This window comes from Burkholderia sp. Ac-20344, assembly GCF_017104975.1.
Lineage (GTDB): Bacteria > Pseudomonadota > Gammaproteobacteria > Burkholderiales > Burkholderiaceae > Burkholderia.
On the sequence record NZ_JAAGPP010000040.1, the window covers coordinates 37,849 to 57,716 of the forward strand.

The window sequence follows — 19,868 nt, forward strand, 5'->3', positions numbered from 1 at the left end:
ATGGATCGATCGATGAACCTGAAAACGAAAGCCGTGCGGGCACTCGCCGTGGCGAGCCTCGCCGGCCCGCTCGCGGGCTGTTCCTGGTTCGCGCCGAGCGGCGAGCCGCCCGCGATGCCGTCGCCCGCACACTACGGCACCACGCCGCAAGTCCAGCAGACCGTGTCCGCGCAAGGCGTCGCGCAGCAGTTCGAGGTCGGCGCGCAGCCTGTGCCCGACTGGTGGAAGCAGTACCGCTCCGATGCGCTGAACGCGCTCGTCGACGAAGGGCTGCGCAACAGCCCGACGTTGAGCGCAGCATCGCACTCGCTCGATGCCGCGCGCGAACAGTTGCGCGGGCAGGTCGGCAGCTCGATGCTGCCGTCGATCGACGCGGGCGGCCAGGCCACGCGCCAGCGTGCGCTCGGCGTGCCGATTCCCGCGCTCGGCGCGCCGACGCTGCTGTACGACACGTTCGTCGGCCAACTGCAGGCGAGCTACACGATCGACCTGTTCGGCGCGTCGCGTTTCGCGAACCGCGCGCTGGCGCGACGCGTCGACGTCAGCGCGTTCCAGCTCGAATCCGCGCGGCGCGCGCTGGCCGCGAACATCGTCACCGCGTCGATCACGGTGTCGGTGCTGAATGCGCAGATCAATACGACCGAGCGGCTCGTCGCGCTCGCCAACGACCAGGCGCACGATGCCGAGCGACGCTACGCGCTCGGTTCCGCATCGCGCAGCGACGCGCTGAACGCGCGGCAAAGCGCCGACACGTTCGCAGCGAGCCTGCCCGCGCTGCGTCAGCAGCGCGACTCGGCGCGCCATGCGCTCGCGGTGCTGGTCGGCCGCACGCCCGACCGGCCGCCGGCCGACCTCGCGCTCGCCGATCTGCACCTGCCCGAGCAGGTGCCCGTCGTCGTGCCGTCGGACCTGCTGCAAAGCCGCCCGGACATCCAGGCGGCCGACGCGGGGCTGAAGGCGGCCGCGGCCGAAGTGGGCCTCGCGACCGCGCAGATGTTCCCGCAGCTGTCGCTGTCGGCCGCGATGGGCAAAGGCGGCTTCAGCTGGCCGACGATGCTGTCGGGTGCCGGGTCGATCTGGAACATCGGCGCGTCGCTGAGCCAGCCGATCTTCCACGGTGGCGCGCTGCTCGCGCAGCGCCGCGCGGCGAAGGCGACCTACGAGGCTGCCGTCGACCAGTACAAGCAGGCCGTGCTCGGCGCGTTCCAGAACGTCGCCGATTCGCTCGCCGCGCTCGAGCACGATGCCGAGGCGCTCGACGCGTCGTCGCGCGCCGCGCTTTCCGCGCGTGGCGCATACGACGACGCAGCGGCCCGCGTGCGGCTCGGCGCGCTGCCGCCATCGGCCGCGCGCGCCAGCGAGCTGCAGTATCGCAATGCGCGGCTCGACGAGATCCGCGCGACCGGCGCGCGGTTCGCAGACACCGCGCGGCTTTACCAGGCGATGGGCACGCCGCCGGTCGACAAGGCCGGCCCGTCCGGCAAGGCCGACAAGGCGGCCGGCGACACCGCAACCGGCCAGCAAGCGCGCGCCGCCATCGACACCCCGCCCTCGCCGCAATAAGCCGCCCCTGCCATCGGGTGCGCGCGGCATCCCCCGCGCACCCGATTCCCGCTCTTCCGCTTGACCCTCACGTAGCGTAACGTTCGAGACTCCAGTGTGCGTACCGAACGGAGGAACGAATGCGACTGAAAGTGGGAGAACTGGCGAAACGCAGCGGGCTGACCGTCCGCACGCTTCATCACTATCACGCGATCGGTCTGCTGACGCCTTCGGCGCGCGCCGACAACGGCTACCGGCTGTACGACCGCAACGACATCGCCCGGCTCCACCAGATCCAGGCGCTGCGTCGCTTCGGCCTGTCGCTCACCGAAATCGGCGACCACCTGAACCAGCCCGGCACCCCGCTCGTCGATCTCGTCGCGAAGCAGATCGCGCTGCTCGACCGTCAGCTTGCGCAAACCGCGCAGCTGCGCGAGCGGCTCGTGAGCCTGCATGTGCAGCTCGCCGCGGGCTCGGAGCCGGAGCTGGCCGATTGGCTCACCACACTGGAGTTGATGACCGTGTACGACAAATATTTTTCCGAGGAAGAACTCGCGCGCCTGCCGATGTACCAGAAGAGCCAGGCAGGCGACGCTGAATGGATCGCGCTCATCGACGACGTTCGCGCGCTGCAGGACGCGGGCGTGCCCGCCGAGGACGAACGCGCCCGTGCGCTCGCCGGCCGCTGGATGACGCTGCTCGTGCGCGACACGAACAACGACCCGCGGCTGCTGGCGAAGCTGAACCTGATGCACGAACACGAACCGGCGATGCAGTCGAAGATCGGCATTTCGACCGCGCTGCGCGACTATGTGCTGCGCGCGTCGTCGGAAACCAAGATGCGGATCTTCGAGAAGTATCTCGCGCCGGACGAGATCCGCTTCATGCGGGCGCACTACGGCGAACGCTCGATGGCATGGCCGCAACTGATGGGCGACGTGCGCGACGCGATCGATGCGGGCGCCAAGCCGGATTCGCCGGAAGGCCGCGCGCTCGCACAGCGCTGGTTCGAGCTGTTCTGCAGCTACGCCGGCAACGATCCGGCCACGCATGCGAAATTCCGCCAGGCGATGATGAACGAGCCGGCACTGACGCGGGATTCGTGGGTCGACGACACGCTGATCGGCTTCGTGCGGGAGGCGATGGCGCAGCTTGCGCCTGCGCGTTGAGCCGGTTGAGTGCATGAAGGCGCGGGCGGCGGGCGGGTGTCCCGCTTGCCGCCCGTTTCACCATTTGCAGCCCGTATCGCGAACCGCATTCGGTACGAGCATCGGCAACGCCGCAGCCCTATACCTGAAGACGCGTGCCGGCAGCAGCCGCGACGGGTGCGTGTCGCCCACCCCGCCGTGCTCGCCGTGCGCATGCCTACCGATAATCGCGCACGCTGATCCCGTGCCAATGCTTCGTCATGTAGCGCAGAAATGCGGGATGGGCTTTCAGGTCCGCATTCGGTACGGGCGCCGCGCCGCCGTCCATGAACTTGCCGTTGACCGTGACGGTTTCCTCGCCGCGCAGCACGTACTTCGTGCCCTGGTCGATCAGGAAGTACTTGACCTGGTCGGCGCCGACGTCGCCGCGGCAGCCGATCTTGTACGCGAACAGGAACTGCTTGCGGCCGTTGCCGAGCAGGTCGCGCATTTCGATCGACGCAGGCACGACGTCGAGGATCACGTCGACCGGGCATGCCCTCACGTAGTCGCGCACCGCCCAGTCGGGCCGGCCGTCGAACGTCGCGGCAACCTTGAGCTCGACGTCATCGCCGGACGCGGTCCTGGCGAGCGTCACCGCATGCGCGCCGGCCGCATCGGTCCACGTGTATTCGGCGGCGGCCTGCGCCAGGTTGCACAGCGCAGCGGCTGCCAGAAACAGGCAAGGCGAAAGGAAGCGTCTCTTCATCGGCGAGGGGGTGGCTGGATCGAACGCGCCATTCTCGACAAAGCCGCCTGCCGCTGCCAGCCGCCCGCCGTACGACCGTTCAGCGCTCGCGCGCCCCGAGCCCGAGCGCCTTCATCCGCCGGTACAACGTCCGCTCGCTCATCCCGACCTGTTCGGCGAGCGCCTTGCGCGTGCCGTCGAACGTGCGCGCGATGCGCACGAGCTCCGCATCCGGCACGCCGCGCGCATCGGCCGTACGGTCCTGCGGCGCCGCCGATGCGGCGACCAGCTCGGCCGGCAGATGCTCGATCCGGATCGTCCCGTCGTCCGCGAACAGGCACGCGCGTTCGAGCACGTTGCGCAGCTCGCGGATGTTGCCCGGCCACGCATACGCATCGAGACACACACGCGCACGCTCGGTCAGCACGAACGGCCGTGCGCCTGCGTCGCCCGCGCTGGCGCGCGCATTCGCGATCCGCCGCAGGATCGACTCGGCCAGCAGCGCGACGTCCCCGCGCCGGTCACGCAGCGCCGGCAACGGAATCGGAAACGCGTTGATCCGGTAGTAGAGGTCCTGCCGGAACCGGCCGTCGTCGATCATCTCGCGCAGCGGCTTGTGCGTCGCCGCGACCAGCCGGAAATCCGCGCGCAGCGCCTCGACGCCGCCGACGCGGCGGAACGTGCCCGACTCGATCAGCCGCAGCAGCTTTACCTGCATCGGCAGCGGCACGTCGCCGATCTCGTCGAGAAACAGCGTGCCGCCCTGCGCGGTCTCGACGAGGCCCGGCTTGCGCTGGTTCGCGCCCGTGAACGCGCCCTTCTCGTAGCCGAACAGTTCGCTCTCGAACAGCGTCTCGGCGATCCCCGAGCAATCGACGACGACGAACGGCCCCATCGCGCGATCGCTCGCCTCGTGCAGCGCGCGGGCGAACAGTTCCTTGCCGGTGCCCGATTCGCCGAGCAGCAGCACCGGCAGCATCGAAGGCGCGACGCGCTGCAGTGCGCCGAGCGCCGCATTGAACGCGTCGGCGCCGCCGACGAGCCCTTCCGCACTGGGTTGCGCGGACGCGCTGCGCACCGTCGTCAGCCGCTCGACATACGCGATCACGTTACCGTGTGCATCGAAGATCGGCCGCAATTCGACGTCGACGTGCTCGGGGCCGCGCGGCGTGTGATGGATGTGCAGCACGCGGTTCAGCCCGCGCGATTCGAGCGCCTGCTTCATCGGGCAATGCTCGCCGGCCTGGTCGCACGGCACGTCGTAGTGATGCGAGACCTGGAAGCAGTGCCGGCCCACGTGCTCGACACCCGCGACGCCGAACTGGCGCCGGTACGCATCGTTCGCCGCGAGGATGCGGTAGTCGGGATCGACGACGATCATCGGCTGCGGATCCTGCTCGAGATACGCGACGAGCGCGCGCACGTCGGGCATGACGTCGTGGCGCGGCGCGGGGACGATCGGGATGGTGTCGTGCGGATTCATGCGGACGCTCGGTGAAAGGGCTGCCTGACGAACTGCCAGGAAGACTGCCAATTCTGCCACGACACTGCCAGATGTGGCAGTCAGCGGTGGCAGACAGATGCCGGCGACACCCGCGCATCGCTGCGGCCACACCAGAAATCCGAGCCGAATCAAGCCCCTGGCAGATCGGCCGGTGCCGCGGTGCAGGCTGGCACGCTTCTTGAGTCACCGATCCCGATTCAAGATGCAGAACCCGATCGAGGACACCCCGTGAGCGATGCCACCACGCTGTCGGTCGAAGGCTTTTTCGACCCGGCGACCCACACCGTCAGCTATCTCCTGCTCGATACCGCGAGCCGCGCGTGCGCGCTGATCGACAGCGTGCTCGACTACGACCCGAAGTCCGGCCGCACGCACACGGCGAGCGCCGACCGGCTGATCGCGCGCGTCGCCGAACTCGGCGCCGACGTGCACTGGCTGCTGGAAACCCACGTGCACGCCGACCACCTGTCGGCCGCGCCGTACCTGAAGGAACACGTCGGCGGCCGGATCGCGATCGGTTCGCACGTGCGCCGCGTGCAGCACGTGTTCGGCACGCTGTTCAACGCGGGCCCCGGCTTCGCGCACGACGGCCGCCAGTTCGACCGGCTGCTCGACGACGGCGACACGCTCGCGCTCGGCGCACTGACGATCCGCGCGCTGCACACGCCGGGCCACACGCCCGCGTGCATGACCTACTGCGTCGACGACGCGACGCAGCGCGCGGCATTCGTCGGCGACACGCTGTTCATGCCCGACTACGGCACGGCCCGCTGCGACTTCCCGGGCGGCGACGCACGCACGCTGTACCGCTCGATCGCGCGCGTGCTCGACCTGCCGCCCGACACGCGCCTCTACCTGTGCCACGACTACCAGCCGGGCGGCCGCGACGTGCAGTTCGTGACGACCGTGGCCGAGCAGCGCCGCGCGAACGTGCACGTGAAGGACGGCGTGACCGAGGACGATTTCGTCGCGATGCGCATCGCGCGCGACGCCACGCTCGCCATGCCCGTGCTGATGCTGCCGTCCGTGCAGGTCAACATGCGCGCCGGCCACCTGCCCGAGCCCGAAAACAACGGCGTGCGCTACCTGAAGATCCCGCTCGACGCGATCTGAGCCACCCGCCCCACCCGGAGAACCCCGACATGACCATCCGCAAGCTGACCGACACGCTGTCGGTCTCGCCGCAGATCGCGGCGGCCAACCTGCCTGCGCTTCACGCGGCCGGTATCCGCGCGATCATCTGCAACCGCCCCGACGGCGAAGGCCCCGACCAGCCGACCGTCACCGAGATCCGCGCGGCCGCCGCGCCGCTCGGCATCGACGTGCATTACCTGCCGGTCGATACGGGCAAGGTGACCGACGACCAGGCCGCGCAGTTCGGCACGCTCGTCGCATCGCTTGACGGCCCGGTGCTCGCCTACTGCCGCAGCGGCACGCGTTCGGCCACGCTGTGGGCGCTGTCGCAAGCCGGCCTGCGTCCGCTGAACGACATCGTCGCGACGGCCGGCGCAGCCGGCTACGACCTGCGCGCGCTCGCGTCGCGTGTCGTGCAAAGCGGCAAGCAGGCGGCACCGGCCGTCGACGCGCGGCACGACATCGTGATCGTCGGCGCGGGCGCGGCCGGCATCGCGGTTGCGTCGAGCCTGCTCGCGCGCGATGCGTCGCTCGATATCGCGGTGATCGATCCGGCCGACGTCCACTACTACCAGCCGGGCTGGACGATGGTCGGCGCGGGCGTGTTCCGGCCCGAGACCACCGCGCGCCGGATGACCGACGTGCTGCCGCGCGGCGTGCACCGGATCCAGGCCGCCGTCGCGGGCTTCGAACCCGACGCGCACACGGTCGTGCTCGACGGCTGCCGCCGCATCGGGTATCGCAAGCTCGTCGTGTGCCCGGGCCTCAAGCTCGACTGGCAAGCGATCGACGGCCTCGCCGACACGCTCGGCCGCAACGGCGTCACGTCCAACTACCGCTACGACCTCGCGCCGTACACGTGGGAGCTCGTGCGCGCGTTCCGCGGCGGCAACGCGCTCTTCACGCAGCCGCCGATGCCGATCAAGTGCGCAGGCGCGCCGCAAAAAGCGATGTACCTGTCGTGCGACCACTGGCGGCGCGCGGGCCGCCTCGAGGCCGCGAACGTCGAGTTCCTGAATGCGGGCGGCGCGCTGTTCGGCGTCGCCGACTACGTGCCCGCGCTGATGGAGTACGTGAAAAGCTACGACATCGCGCTGTCGTTCGGCCACAACCTCGTCTCGATCGACGGGCCCGCGCGCCGCGCGACGTTCGCGCGCGCGCTGCCCGACGGCGGCAAGGAAACCGTCGTGCGTTCGTTCGACATGATCCACGTCGTGCCGCCGCAGAAGGCGCCCGACTTCGTGCGTTCGAGCCCGCTCGCCGATGCGGCAGGCTGGATCGACGTCGATCCGGCGACGCTGCGGCACCGGCAGTTCCCGGACATCTACGCGCTCGGCGACGCCACCAACACGACCAATGCGAAAACGGCCGCGGCCGCGCGCAAGCAGGCGCCCGTCGTCGCGCACAACCTGCTCGCGTCGCTCGGCCGCGCGCACGGCGACGCCGCGTACGACGGCTACGGCTCGTGCCCGCTCACCGTCGAGCGCGGCAAGATCGTGCTCGCCGAATTCCTGTACGGCGGCAAGGTCGCGCCGACCTTCCCCGCGTGGCTGATCGACGGCAAGCGGCCGTCGCGGCTCGCGTGGCTGCTCAAGGAGCGCGTGCTGCCGCCGCTCTACTGGAAGGCGATGCTCAAGGGCCGCGAATGGCTCGCGAAGCCCGCGATCGCACGTTGACCGGAGCCCGCTGACGTCATGCTGATTTCCCTCGTACTGGGCGGTTTCGTCGGCGCCGTGCTCGGCCTGACCGGCGCCGGCGACGGCATCCTCGCGGTACCCGCGCTCGTCGTCGGCATGAGCTGGCCGATGCAGCAGGCCACGCCCGTCGCGCTCGTCGCGGTGGCCGGCAGCGCCGCGCTCGGTGCGCTCGAAGGCTTCCGCCGCGGGCTCGTGCGCTATCGCGCGGCGCTGCTGATGGCCGTGACCGGCGTGCCGCTGACCACGCTCGGCGTACGGCTCGCGCACGTGCTGCCGCAACGCCTGCTGCTCGCGCTGTTCGCGCTGACGATGCTGGTCGTCGCCGGCCGCCTGTTGCGGCAGGCGCTGCGGCACGCGCCGGTCGACGCGGAGGTATCGCCGCTGTGCGTCGGCCGCGTGAATCCCGATACGGGCCGGCTCGTATGGTCCTGGCCGGTTGGCGTCGCACTTGCGTCGACCGGCGCGATGACGGGCCTGATGACAGGGCTGCTCGGCGTCGGCGGCGGCTTCGTGATCGTGCCGATGCTGCGCAAGTTCACGAACGTGTCGATGCATGGCGTCGTCGCGACGTCGCTGATGGTGATCGCGCTCGTCGGCACCGGCGGTGTGCTCGCCACGCTCGTGTCGGGCACCCGCGCACCGCTCGACGTGACGCTGTGGTTCACCGTCGCGACCGCGCTCGGCATGGCCGCGGGTCGCGGCGCATCGCGCCACCTCGCCGCGCGGCACGTGCAGGCCGGGTTCGCGGCCGTGCTCGTGTGCGTCGCGCTCGGGATGCTGGCGAAGGCGGCGTTCGGCGCGTGAGCCGGCGCACGATCGGGCGCGGGAATCGAACCCGCGTCCCGGTCGCTGAGGTCCTTCCTCCGACGCGATCGCGTACTGACCGGCGCCGCCCCACATCCGGCGTCACCCAACAAAACGCCCGGCCCGACTCGTCGTCGGCACCGGGCGTTTTTCATGGCGATCGCAACCTGAACGTCAGGTCGCGAACCCCGCCATCCGCTTGCGCTCCTGGCGCAGCATCACGAAGTTCGCGATCACGACGCCGGCCGTCACCGCGACGATGAACAGCGTCGCGAGCGCGTTCATCTCCGGGTTCAGCCCGAGGCGCACGCGCGAGAACACCACGAGCGGCAGCGTCGTCGAGCCGGGGCCCGACAGGAACGCCGACAGCACCAGGTCGTCGATCGACAGCGTGAACGACAGCAGCCAGCCGGCGATCAGCGCCTGCGAGATCAGCGGCAGCGTGATCGTGAAGAACACCTTCAGCGGCGTCGCGCCGAGATCGAGCGCGGCTTCCTCCAGCGACGGGTTCAGCTCGCGCACGCGCGACTGCACGATGATCGCGACGTACGAGATGCACAGCATCACGTGGCCGAGCCAGATCGTGAAGACGCCGCGCTCGGCCGGCCAGCCGATCCACTTCGCCAGCTCGATGAACAGCAGCAGCAGCGAGATCCCCTGGATCACCTCGGGAATCACGAGCGGCGCGTTGATCATCCCGCTGAACAGCGCGAAACCGCGAAAGCGTCCCATCCGCGCGAGCACGAAGCCGGCCCACGTGCCGATGAACACCGATGCGAACGCGGTCAGCACGCCGATCTTCAGCGACAGCCACGCGGCCGTCAGCAGTTCGTCGTCCTCGACGAGCGCCGAGTACCAGCGGAACGAGAAGCCCGACCACACGGTGACGAGCTTCGACTCGTTGAACGAATAGACGATCAGGCTGATGATCGGGATGTACAGGAACGCGAAGCCGGCAAACAGCGCCGCGAACTGCAGGTAACGATTCGGCTTCATCGGCGGCCTCCCTGCTCCTTCGCCTGGAAGTGCTGGAACATCGCCATCGGCACGAGCAGCAGCAGCACCATCGCGCAGGTCACGGCCGATGCCATCGGCCAGTCTGCGTTGTTGAAGAACTCGTTCCACATCACGCGGCCGATCATCAGCGTGTTTGCGCCGCCGAGCAGCTCGGGAATCACGTACTCGCCCACCGCCGGGATGAACACGAGCAGGCAGCCCGCGATGATCCCGTTCTTCGACAGCGGCAGCGTAATCTGCACGAACGCCTTCCACGGCTTCGCGCCGAGGTCGTACGCGGCTTCGAGCAGGCGCAGGTCCATCTTCACGAGGTGCGCGTAGAGCGGCATCACGAGGAACGGCAGGTACGAATACACCATCCCGATGTACACCGCGTAGTTGGTGCGGTACAGCTCGATCGGCGTATGCGTCAGGCCGATCCACATCAGGAAGTTGTTCAGCAGCCCGTTGTTCTTCAGGATGCCGATCCACGCGTACACGCGGATCAGGAACGACGTCCAGAACGGCAGCATCACGCCCATCATCAGCAGGTTGCGGGTCGCCGGGTTCGAGCGCGCGATGTAGTACGCCATCGGATAGCCGATCAGCAAACACAGCAGCGTCGTGATCGCGGCCACCCACACCGAGTTCACGTAGGTCGCGAAATACAGGCTGTCCGTGAACAGGAACGCGTAGTGCGACAGGTTCAGCGCGACGTGCACGACGCCGTCGGCATACGACGCGAGCTCCGTGTACGGCGGGATGCCGAGCTGCAGCTCCGCGAAACTGATCTTGACGACCAGCACGAACGGCACGAGGAAGAACAGCACGAGCCACGTGAACGGGCCAGCCACGACCGCCGTGGCGCCCGTCAGGTTGAAGCGCCGCACCGGCCACGAAAGCATGGACTTGAATGCAGTCATGACGTCAGCACCACGCCGGCAGTCGCGCTCCAGCGCACGTAGATCTCGTCGCCGAGCGCCGGCGTGTCGAGCTCCGAAATCGCGAGGCTCGACACGTTCGCGATCACCGTCTTGCCGCCGTCGAGCCTCACGTGATACAGCGAATAGCCGCCCATGTACGCGACGTTGCCGATCCGGCCGCGCGCCCAGTTGAACGCGCCTTCGGGCGGCTTGCGCGTGAGCGCGATCCGTTCGGGGCGCACCGACACCGTGACCGGCATCCCGAGCGGGCCCGAGATCCCGTGGCTCACGTACAGCCGGCTCGGCAGCTCCGGCGATTCGATATACACGTGGTCGGGTTCGTCCTCGACGGTCACGCCTTCGAACAGGTTCGTCGAGCCGATGAATTCGGCCGAGAAGCGGCTGTTCGGATATTCGTACACTTCGTTCGGCGAGCCGATCTGCACGATCTGCCCTTCGCTCATCACCGCGAGGCGATTCGCCATCGTCATCGCTTCTTCCTGGTCGTGCGTGACCATGATGCAGGTGACGCCGACCTTGTTCAGGATGTTGACGAGTTCGATCTGCGTGCGCTGGCGGATCTGCTTGTCGAGCGCGGACATCGGCTCGTCGAGCAGCAGCAGCTTCGGTCGCTTGACCAGCGAGCGCGCGAGCGCGACGCGCTGCTGCTGGCCGCCCGACAGCTGATGCGGCTTGCGCTTCGCGTACTTGCTCATCTGCACGAGTTCGAGCGCCGCGGCCACGCGCGCCTTCAGCTCGGCCTTCGGCGTGCCTTCCTGCTTGAGACCGAATGCGACGTTCGACTCGACCGACATGTGCGGGAACAGCGCGTACGACTGGAACATCATGTTCACGGGCCGCTTGTACGGCGGCATCTGCGCGAGGTCCTCGCCGTCGATCAGGATCTTGCCCGACGTGACCGTCTCGAGGCCCGCGAGCATCCGCAGCAGCGTCGACTTGCCGCAGCCCGAGCTGCCGAGCAGCGCGAACAGCTCGCCCTGGCGCACGGTCAGGTTGACGCTGCGCACGGCTTCGGTGTCACCGAATTTCTTGACGACGTCGACGATCTGGACAAAGTTCTCGGCGCGCGCATCGGCGCCGGAGGAGGAAACGGAGAACGGCGCGCCCGCGACCGGCGCGCCCGACTGGCTATTCATGATGTGCTGCTTCTCTCCTGCGTTGAACGAACAAAGCCCCCGGGGGCACCAGGGGCTTCATGACTGCTGGGAACACCGGCTCGCGTCAGCGGCCCGACTTCAGCTCGGTCCACAGACGCGTCTGCAGACGCTGGATTTCAGGCGGCAGCGGCTTGAGCAGGAACAGCGTCTTCACGACGTCGGCCGGCGGATAGACGGCCGGGTCGTTCGCGACGTCGGGCCGCACGTACTTGCGGGCTTCGGCGTTGGCGCTCGGGTAGTACACCGCGTTCGTGATTGCCGCGTGCACCTTCGGATCCTCGATGTAGTTGATCCACTGCAGCGCGGCATCCTTGTTCTTCGCATCCTTCGGGATCGCCATCACGTCGAACCACACCGGCGCGCCGCCCTTCGGAATGTAGTACTCGATCTTGTACGCCTTCTTCGCCTCGATCGCGCGATGCTTCGCGATCACGACGTCGCCCGACCAGCCGAACGCGAAGCAGATGTCGCCGCCGACCAGGTCGTTGATGTAGCCCGACGAGTTGAATTGCGTGATGTACGGGCGGATCTTCTTCAGCACTTCCATCGCGGCCTTGTAGTCGGCCGGGTTCGTGCTCATCGGATCCTTGCCGATGTAGTGCAGCGCCGCCGCGAACATCTGGTCGGGTGCGTCGAGCACCGACACGCCGCAGGTCTTCAGCTTCGAGAGGTTTTCCGGCTTGAACAGGATGTCCCAGTTGTCGAGCGGTACCTTGCCCAGCGCCTGCTGCGCCTTCGTCAGGTTGTACGCGAGGCCGGTCGTGCCGTACGCCCAGGGCACCGAGTATTTGTTGCCCGGGTCCGCGCCGGCGACGAGCGCCATCAGTTGCGGATCGAGGTACTTGAGGTTCGGCAGCTTCGACTTGTCGAGCGGCGCGAAGATGCCGGCGGCGATCTGCTTGCCCGCATAGTTGCTGGTCGGCACGACGATGTCGTAGCCCGAGCTGCCCGTCAGCAGCTTCGCCTGCAGCGTGTCGTCGCTGTCGTAGTTGTCGTAGCGGACCTTGACGCCCGATTGCTTCTCGAAGTTCGGGATCGTGTCCTTCGCAATGTAGTCCGACCAGTTATAGACATTGAGCTGCGACTCCTTCGCCGCTGCCGCCGATGCACCCACGCACAGCGCGAGCGCTGCGAACCGGCCCACTACCTTTGCTTTCATCCCGTTCTCCCTCCGGCCGGACCTTGTGCCCGGCTGCCGTCTGCCTCGTCATGGCGGCGCATTCTGGTGCTCCGCCCCTCGAAAACCCCGAAAACTACCATCATTCGCGCGCCGTCACAAAAAAATCATGCCGGTGTCGCGCAAACGGAACAGATTCCCGCCGCCGGCCGGTCAGGCCGCCCGTGCGGCGGGATGTTCCCGGGGAATTCTATCGGGTAATCGGCGGCTGTCCACCGGGAAAAACGGGCGGCGGCGAAACCGCGTTCGCCGGCCCGATGCGCAAACCGTTCGTTGGCTGCGGTCGCGCCCGATGCCCGGCCGGACTGTCACGCCCCTGCACCCGTACAGCACGCCGGCCGCACCCGCCCGACCGTCCGGCCGCGATGCATTAAAATGGCGGCTGACGATTCAACTGCGCGAACCCTTCCGATGGCCTCCAATCTCCACGACCTGCCCGACAGCCCCTGCATCGGCGTGTGCTCGACCCTCTTCGACGAAGTCTGCAAGGGCTGCGGCCGCACGGCCGCCGAAGTGTCGAACTGGGTGTTCCTGAGCGACGACGAAAAGCGCGCGGTGTGGGAGCGCATCTCGCGCGAAGGCACCGCGATGCGCTTCCAGTACGACAAGCTGTAAATCCGCCGCGCAAAAAAAAGAGCGGCATGCCGACCGCCATGCCGCCAACCCCAACTCTGTTCTTTTCCCGCCGCGTCTAGAACTTCATCCCGACGCCCACGCCGACGATCAGCGGATCGATGTGCAGCGTGCCGATGCCCTTGTCGCCGAGCGTCGCATCGGTGCTCATCCAGATCTTCTTCACGTCGACGTTCATGAAGACCTTCTTCGTCAGCTGCACGTCCACGCCGAACTGCAGCGCGGGGCCGAAGCTGCTCTTGTTGATCGATACGCCCTCGCCGCCAACGTTGAGCCCGTTGTTGTAGAAGTACGTGTAGTTCACGCCCGCGCCAACGTACGGACGCACCTTGCCGGCATGGTTGAAGTGGTACTGCAGCAGCAGCGTCGGCGGCAGCACGCCCACGCCGCCGAGATTGCCGAGGCTCGACGTCACCTGGTGCCGCGACGTGCCGAGGATCAGCTCGACGCCGAGGTAGTCGCGGATCATGTACGTGAAGTCGAGCTCGGGCACGATCGCGTTGTTCACGCCGACGTTGAGCGCGCCCAGCGTGTCGCTCGCGCGTTCGTTCGGCTGGATGCTGATCGCGCGCAGCCGGACCAGGACGTCGCCCTGATTGATGCCGTCGCCCGGCGAGGCCGCGTGCGACAGCGAAGGCATCGCGGCGAAAGCGGCTGCAACGGCCGCAGCGGTGACACAAGTTCGAATCGTTTTATGCATGGTACGGCCCCCCAAAGAATGGTTTCCATTCTCCCTGTAGGGTCTTTTCGTCATCTTGATATTCGTCAAGCCAGCGTAAACGTGGGACGGTTTGCCGCAGGTTCGGTCGCACAGCCCGTCAGCAGCAGGTCGAGCAGATCGCGCACGCTGCGGATCGCACGGCCGAACGGCAGCGCTTCGCGGCCGCGGAAGAACAGCCCGTTCGCGACGTCGCCGCGCAGCGCTGCCGCCAGCCGCGTGTCGATGCAGAAATGGCCGAACTTCTCGATGCCGTCGCGCAGGCCGCATACGCTCAGGCATTCGAGCGCGGTCGGGCAGCGCTGCTTCAGCGCGCCGAGCTTGTTGCGGATGCGCGTCTCGTTGCGCAGGTAACGATCGAGCCACGGCGTTTTCACCGCGCGTGCGGGCAACCCCGTCACGCTGACGAATTCGACGATGTCGTCGGGTGTCGCGTCGGCCAGCACGCGCTTGAAGTGCGGATGCGCATCGCCCTCTTCCGTGACCGCGAACGGCGTCCCGACCTGCACGCCGTTCGCGCCGGCCTCGAGCGCCGCGCGCACCGTATCGTGACTGTTGATCCCGCCCGCAACGATCAGCGGGATCGTTTCGCGCGCAAGGCCGAGCGACGCCATCACCTGGGCGGTCTCGTCGAGCACGCGCGCGAAATCGAAACGACCGTCGTGCATGTCGTCGATCTGCGTGACGCCGAGATGGCCGCCCGCATGCGCCGGATGCTCGATCACGATCGCGTCGGGCAGGCGCCCCTTCTTCATCCACTTCTTCAGCACGAGTGCGATCCCGCGGCTGTCCGACAGGATCGGAATCAGCGCGATGTCGTGCCCTTGCGTGAGATCGGGTAGGTCGAGCGGCAGGCCCGCGCCCATCACGATCGCATCCGCGCCCTCGTCGCACGCGACCCGCACGTAGTCCGCATGCGCGCTCACGGCCTTCATCACGTTGACCGCGATCATCCCGCGCCCTTCGCTGTAGGTCTTCGCGAGGCGGATCTCGCGTGCCAGCGCCTCGCGGTTCGCGGCCTCGAGCGTCGCGCGATCGGGTTGCGCGCGGCAACGCGCGAGCAGGTCCGCATGATGGTGGCGCAGGTCGATGCTCGCGATCGTGCCGACCGCGCCTTCGCGCGCGACGCTGCCCGCCAGCCGGTGCGCGGAAATGCCGACGCCCATGCCGCCCTGCACGACAGGCAGCAAGGTGCGGCCGCGAATCGTCAGCGGCGGAAAGGAAGTGCGTACGGTCATCTGAAACCTCATCGGAACATCGGAACCGCGATGATCGACGATCCACCGACGCGCACCTTGACGGCCGTCAATAAAAAAACGGCACGCGAGCGTGCCGTTTCCGGTTCGGGCCGTGAAAAACACTCAGGCCGGCTTCGCGGGCTTGAGCTGCATCGACTTGTACTCGAGATATTCTTCGAGCCCGTACACGCCGTTCTCGCGGCCGTGACCCGACTGCTTGTAGCCGCCGAACGGCGCGGCCATGTTCCACGTGCCGCCGTTGATGTCGACCTGTCCCGTGCGGATGCGGCGCGCGATGCCCATCGCGCGTTCGTCGCTGCCGGCCCACACCGCGCCGCCGAGCCCGTACGGCGAATCGTTCGCGATCCGCACGGCTTCGTCTTCATCGCGATACGTGATGATCGACAGCACCGGCCCGAAGATTTCTTCCTGCGCGATCGTCGATTTCGGATCGACGCGGCCGAACACGGTCGGCTTCACGAAGAAGCCCTTCGCGAGCCCTTCCGGCAGGCCCGTGCCGCCCGTCACGAGCTCCGCGCCTTCGTCGATCCCGCGCTGGATGTAGGCCTGCACGCGCTGCTGCTGCACGGCCGATGCGAGTGCGCCGAGGCGCGTCGCGTCCTGCCGCGGATCGCCGGCGACGTAGGTTTCGGCCACCGCCTTCGCGATTGCGCGCGCCTCTTCATAACGCGCTTCCGGCACCAGCATGCGCGTATGCGCCGAGCAGGTCTGCCCCGCGTTCAGGTAGCACGCGTTGACCGTGCCCTTCACCGCCGTCGCGAAATCGGCATCGTCGAGGATCACCGATGCCGACTTGCCGCCCAGCTCGAGCGCGACGCGCTTGACGCCCGCAGCCGCCAGCTCGGCCACGCGCTTGCCGGCGCGCGTCGAGCCGGTAAACGACACCATGTCGACGTCCGGATCGGTGGCCAGCACCTCGCCGACCACCGGGCCGTAGCCGCACACGAGGTTGAACACGCCGGCCGGCAACCCGGCTTCGTGAATCGCCTCGGCGAGCATGAACGCGTTGAGCGGCGCGACTTCCGACGGCTTCAGGACGACCGTGCAGCCGGCCGCGAGCGCCGGCGCGACCTTCAGCGTCACCTGGTTGAGCGGGTAGTTCCACGGCGTGATCGCCGCGACGACGCCAACCGGCTCGCGCACGACGAGCGAGTTGCCGACCTGTGCCTCGAACTCGAACGACTCGGCGAGCTTCGCGTAGGCCTTCCAGTTGTAGATCGGGCCGCCGACCTGGATCGCGCGCGACAGCTTGATCGGCATCCCGACTTCGCCGGTGATCGACTGCGCAAGTTCCTCGCTGCGCGCCTGCAGATGCTCGACGATCTTGCGCAGGTAGCCTGCGCGCGTCGCGGCGGGCGTGGCCGCCCAGGCGTCGAAGGCTGCGCGCGCCGCGCGGATCGCGTCCTGCGCGTCGGATGCGACGCCTTCCGGAATCCGGCCGATCACGGCCTCGGTGCCCGAGTCGATCACGTCGATCGTGCCGGTGCCCGCCGGTTTGCGCCACGCGCCGCCGATGTAGAACTGGTCGTAGATTTTCATCGCTTTCCGCCTCCAGGAAAGCCGACATTCTAGCGAGCGTTCCGGTCGGCCGGTGTGACCCGGCGTGACGATTGACAGCCATTAGAAAGGTCTCTAGCCTCGGCGCCTCATTCATCATAAGAAAGGAGAATGCCTTGAGCATCCTGACCAAAATCGAGGGCGGCTATCTTCAGGTACTGCGCGTGATCGTGCTGTTGTTCGCGACCGCAGTCCTGATCGGCGGGGTCATATTCGGCGCGGTCGCACTCGATGCGCGCCTGTCGAAACCGCCGAAGGTCGATTCGGCCATCCAGGTCGATCCCGCATCGTTCGCGTGGGAGAACGATGCACCCGCCAAGGCCACGCCGGCCGCCGACGGCGCGGCAGACAAGGACGACAACGCGTCGCCCGCGCTGCGCCTGTCGACGCAACTGTCGGGCATCGTGCAAAAACACGGCCGGGCGGCCCTGTCGCCGGACTACGCGGTCGATCGCGACGCGTACGAGCCGTCGTTCCAGCGCGTGCTCGGCGACGACGACCATCCGGACGTCGCGTACTACGAGCAGCAGATCGCGTATCTCGACAAGGTGCTGTCGCGCGCGGACGTCGCGGCCAGCGTCAAGAAGAAGGTCACCGGCCACGGCGACGAATATGCGCGCGAGCAGGCGTACACCGACGTCGTGTCGGCGGTCATGCGCGACTTTTCCGAGCGCTACGACGCACGCCGGACCGCGATCGACAACGAGAAGAAGGCCTCGGAAGAAACGGCTGCCGAGAACGGCCAGACCGCGCGCTACGCGGGCGTCGCCGCGCTCGTCGCGCTGTATTCGTTCGTGTCGCTCGCGGTGCTGATCATCCTGATCCGCGTCGAGCGCAGCATCCGCTCGATCGCGCGCGCCACGCACACGACCACCTGATCCCGCTCATCCGCAGCCCGCGCGCCGGGCTGCGGCGGGCCCGCCAACGGGCCCGCTCACGGCGTAAGCGCGCCGAACCCCCGGCCGCATCTTCCCGCGCGGTTCCCCCCGCACTTTCCGCTCCCGCCGCCCCCTCACGCCGCGGTCAATCATCCACGCCGGCGCAGCGTCCGTTTCGCCGCCGCCATGTCAGCATCCGCCCGGGTGCGCGGCCGGGCCCGCATCGTGCTATGTTTTTATTATCGGCACCGGCCCGTTGCAACCGGCGCCGCCCGGAATCGACGTATTTCGTGAGCGCTGCCATGTCCGACGCATCCCATATCCTCGGCTCGCAAGACCGCCTCGAGCTGCTTTGCTGGCTCACCTGCGGCAATCTCGGCGCGTTTTACCTCAACGAATCGTGGCCGGACGCCGCGTTCCAGGTCCAGGCCGCGCACCGCTGGCTCGACCGTCATCACCGTCAGGCCGACTGGCTCGTGATCGCCAGGCTCGCGGCGCTCGCGCAGGACATCGCCAAGCGGCATGCCGGGTTCGTCGATGCGTCGTGGGCGCGCGACGCGGTCGAGGAAATCGTCGATACCGACGATCTCGACTATCGGGCGAAACTCGTGCAATGGGTCTACGAAGACTGCTGCAAGGCGCTCGCCGACAAGCGGCTGGCCGACTGAGCCCCTACGTGCGGGCCGCGGCTTGTCGTGCGGCCGCCCGTCTTTTCGTCGATGCGCGCCTGGCAGTCGCGATGACCGACGGGCGCTATACGCGTCGCACCGCCCGCTGTGCCGCCGCGCGCCGGAACGCTTACAGCAGCGACTTCGCCTGCGTCAGCACCTTGTCGCAGATCTGCTTGGTCACCTGCTGCTTCAGGCCGCCGCCACTCAGGTCGAGCTTGCCGCCGTTGCCGGCGTCGAGAATCCCGCTCGCGCCGCTGGAATAGCTGCTGTCGGACGACGCGTTGCCGCCGAGCTTGCCCATCAGCGCGTCCTTCACCGACGATGCGCGGCCGGATGCGCCACCGAAAACGGCGCGAGCCATCCGATCAGCGCGCCGGCAACAGCCGCGCGGTATAGACGTGCATTCATGTGAAGCCTCCCGGTTGTGACTGCGTGAGTACCGCGAATCGAATCCAAGGATACTCAACCAACCCGGGCATGACAGCCCCTGCGCCGCCCGCAGATGCGCGCGGCAGCACGTTTTTTCGGCAATTTGACAAAGCTTGACGTAATGCGTCGACTCACAGTCCGTCGTTCGTGCGGCAAGCATCGCAGCCTGCCGCACGGTGCCGGCACGTGCGCTGCGATGCCTCCGCCGCATGCGCTCCCCGCCACGAAGCGGCGACGGAAACGAGCGCCAGCATCACGCCGATCGACGCGAACGGCATGGCCGGATGCAGTTCGTACAGCATCGCACCGGCCAGCGGCCCGATCACCATGCCGAGCCCCTGGGCCATCGACATCGCGCCCGCGCACGCAGCCTGCTCGTGCGGCGCCACCCGCGCGCTCGCCAGCGCCGCCACGGCCGGAAACGCCGCGCCCATCCCGCATGCGGCGACGAGATAGCTCGCACACAGCGCCAGCGGCTGCTCAGCCTCGGCCATCAGCACCGACGCGAATCCGGCACCGCCCGCGAGCGCGCCCCAGCGCAGCCACTGCGCCGGGGCAACCGATCGCAAACGCCCGACCAGCGCCTGCGTGACGATCAACCCGAGGCCCGCGCTGCCGAGCGCATAACCGGTCGCGAGTGGCGCGGCCTGCGCGCTCACGCCCAAGCGGTCGATCACGTAAAACCCGAGTGCGCTGTTCGCGATCATCACGGCGCTGTAAAGCGCCAGCGCGCTGAACCAGGGCAACCGCAGGCGCGGCTCGGTCGGCTTCAGGCGCGGCGGTGCCTGCCGCACCGCGCCCTCGCGGCCGTCGCGCCGGCCGCGCAGCCCGGCCAGTCCGGCAAGCGGCAACACTGCGAACACGGCCAACGCAAGCGTCATGTCGTACCCGGC

At 68.1% G+C, this 19,868-nt stretch carries 18 protein-coding genes and 1 pseudogene; 8 read left to right on the plus strand and 11 right to left on the minus strand.

Annotated elements, in window-relative coordinates; translation table 11 throughout:
- Both G3N64_RS15285 and G3N64_RS15290 read left to right on the plus strand, forming a co-directional pair.
- Positions 1-1,563 (plus strand): efflux transporter outer membrane subunit, encoded by a 1,563-nt coding sequence (locus G3N64_RS15285; protein ID WP_205784699.1) that lies wholly within the window; start codon positions 1-3, stop codon positions 1,561-1,563.
- 119 nt (positions 1,564-1,682) lie between these two features.
- Positions 1,683-2,711: a MerR family transcriptional regulator gene (locus G3N64_RS15290; protein ID WP_205784700.1), complete on the plus strand. Its 1,029-nt coding sequence runs from the start codon at positions 1,683-1,685 to the stop codon at positions 2,709-2,711.
- 196 nt (positions 2,712-2,907) lie between these two features.
- Here G3N64_RS15290 and G3N64_RS15295 read toward each other — a convergent pair whose 3' ends face one another.
- On the minus strand, positions 2,908-3,438 hold the full coding sequence (locus tag G3N64_RS15295; RefSeq protein WP_205784701.1) for a DUF4124 domain-containing protein: 531 nt from the start codon (positions 3,436-3,438) through the stop codon (positions 2,908-2,910).
- Positions 3,439-3,517: 79 nt separating this feature from the next.
- Positions 3,518-4,900 (minus strand): sigma 54-interacting transcriptional regulator, encoded by a 1,383-nt coding sequence (locus tag G3N64_RS15300; RefSeq protein ID WP_205784702.1) that lies wholly within the window; start codon positions 4,898-4,900, stop codon positions 3,518-3,520.
- A 249-nt stretch (positions 4,901-5,149) separates the two neighbouring features.
- Between G3N64_RS15300 and G3N64_RS15305 the strand changes: the two genes are divergently transcribed.
- The 3 genes from G3N64_RS15305 to G3N64_RS15315 are packed head-to-tail and all read left to right on the plus strand — an operon-like array spanning position 5,150 to position 8,556.
- The gene (locus G3N64_RS15305; RefSeq protein WP_205784703.1) at positions 5,150-6,034 is read left to right on the plus strand and encodes an MBL fold metallo-hydrolase; all 885 of its coding nucleotides are present in this window, start codon (positions 5,150-5,152) and stop codon (positions 6,032-6,034) included.
- A gap of 29 nt (positions 6,035-6,063) precedes the next feature.
- Positions 6,064-7,731: a bifunctional protein tyrosine phosphatase family protein/NAD(P)/FAD-dependent oxidoreductase gene (locus G3N64_RS15310; RefSeq protein WP_205784704.1), complete on the plus strand. Its 1,668-nt coding sequence runs from the start codon at positions 6,064-6,066 to the stop codon at positions 7,729-7,731.
- Positions 7,732-7,749: 18 nt separating this feature from the next.
- Positions 7,750-8,556 (plus strand): sulfite exporter TauE/SafE family protein, encoded by an 807-nt coding sequence (locus tag G3N64_RS15315; protein ID WP_205784705.1) that lies wholly within the window; start codon positions 7,750-7,752, stop codon positions 8,554-8,556.
- Between the two features lie 174 nt (positions 8,557-8,730).
- On the opposite strand, the gene G3N64_RS15320 is transcribed toward G3N64_RS15315, so the two are convergent.
- The 4 genes from G3N64_RS15320 to G3N64_RS15335 form a co-directional block, all read right to left on the minus strand.
- Positions 8,731-9,552, minus strand: a complete 822-nt coding sequence (locus G3N64_RS15320) for an ABC transporter permease subunit (protein ID WP_166964606.1) — start codon at positions 9,550-9,552, stop codon at positions 8,731-8,733.
- Positions 9,549-10,475: an ABC transporter permease subunit gene (locus G3N64_RS15325; RefSeq protein ID WP_085039139.1), complete on the minus strand. Its 927-nt coding sequence runs from the start codon at positions 10,473-10,475 to the stop codon at positions 9,549-9,551. Before G3N64_RS15325 ends, G3N64_RS15320 begins: the two co-directional genes overlap by 4 nt.
- Complete coding sequence (potA, locus tag G3N64_RS15330; protein WP_205784706.1) at positions 10,472-11,632, minus strand: polyamine ABC transporter ATP-binding protein; 1,161 nt, start codon at positions 11,630-11,632, stop codon at positions 10,472-10,474. The genes G3N64_RS15325 and potA overlap by 4 nt, the downstream gene beginning before the upstream one ends.
- A gap of 85 nt (positions 11,633-11,717) precedes the next feature.
- Positions 11,718-12,812: a polyamine ABC transporter substrate-binding protein gene (locus G3N64_RS15335; RefSeq protein ID WP_205784707.1), complete on the minus strand. Its 1,095-nt coding sequence runs from the start codon at positions 12,810-12,812 to the stop codon at positions 11,718-11,720.
- A gap of 429 nt (positions 12,813-13,241) precedes the next feature.
- Here G3N64_RS15335 and G3N64_RS15340 point away from each other — a divergent pair, with 429 nt between their 5' ends.
- Positions 13,242-13,445, plus strand: coding sequence for a DUF1289 domain-containing protein (locus tag G3N64_RS15340; RefSeq protein ID WP_010095552.1), 204 nt, complete (start codon positions 13,242-13,244; stop codon positions 13,443-13,445).
- A 76-nt stretch (positions 13,446-13,521) separates the two neighbouring features.
- On the opposite strand, the gene G3N64_RS15345 is transcribed toward G3N64_RS15340, so the two are convergent.
- From G3N64_RS15345 to G3N64_RS15355, 3 genes are all read right to left on the minus strand, one after another.
- Positions 13,522-14,163 (minus strand): OmpW family outer membrane protein, encoded by a 642-nt coding sequence (locus tag G3N64_RS15345; RefSeq protein ID WP_122945502.1) that lies wholly within the window; start codon positions 14,161-14,163, stop codon positions 13,522-13,524.
- A gap of 65 nt (positions 14,164-14,228) precedes the next feature.
- Complete coding sequence (locus tag G3N64_RS15350; protein WP_205784708.1) at positions 14,229-15,419, minus strand: nitronate monooxygenase family protein; 1,191 nt, start codon at positions 15,417-15,419, stop codon at positions 14,229-14,231.
- A 123-nt stretch (positions 15,420-15,542) separates the two neighbouring features.
- Entirely contained in the window at positions 15,543-16,979 is a 1,437-nt protein-coding gene (locus G3N64_RS15355; protein ID WP_205784709.1) for an aldehyde dehydrogenase family protein, read from the minus strand.
- 134 nt (positions 16,980-17,113) lie between these two features.
- Between G3N64_RS15355 and G3N64_RS15360 the strand changes: the two genes are divergently transcribed.
- Positions 17,114-17,875, plus strand: a complete 762-nt coding sequence (locus tag G3N64_RS15360; RefSeq protein ID WP_205784710.1) for a hypothetical protein — start codon at positions 17,114-17,116, stop codon at positions 17,873-17,875.
- Positions 17,876-18,177: 302 nt separating this feature from the next.
- A complete protein-coding gene (locus tag G3N64_RS15365) occupies positions 18,178-18,543 on the plus strand; it encodes a hypothetical protein (protein WP_205784711.1) in 366 nt (121 codons plus the stop codon).
- Between the two features lie 130 nt (positions 18,544-18,673).
- On the opposite strand, the pseudogene G3N64_RS15370 reads toward G3N64_RS15365, so the two are convergent.
- Positions 18,674-18,954 (minus strand): annotated as a pseudogene (locus tag G3N64_RS15370) (DUF2501 domain-containing protein).
- Positions 18,955-19,106: 152 nt separating this feature from the next.
- Positions 19,107-19,868: MFS transporter (locus G3N64_RS15375; RefSeq protein ID WP_241020984.1), on the minus strand; the 762-nt coding region annotated here is incomplete at its 5' end.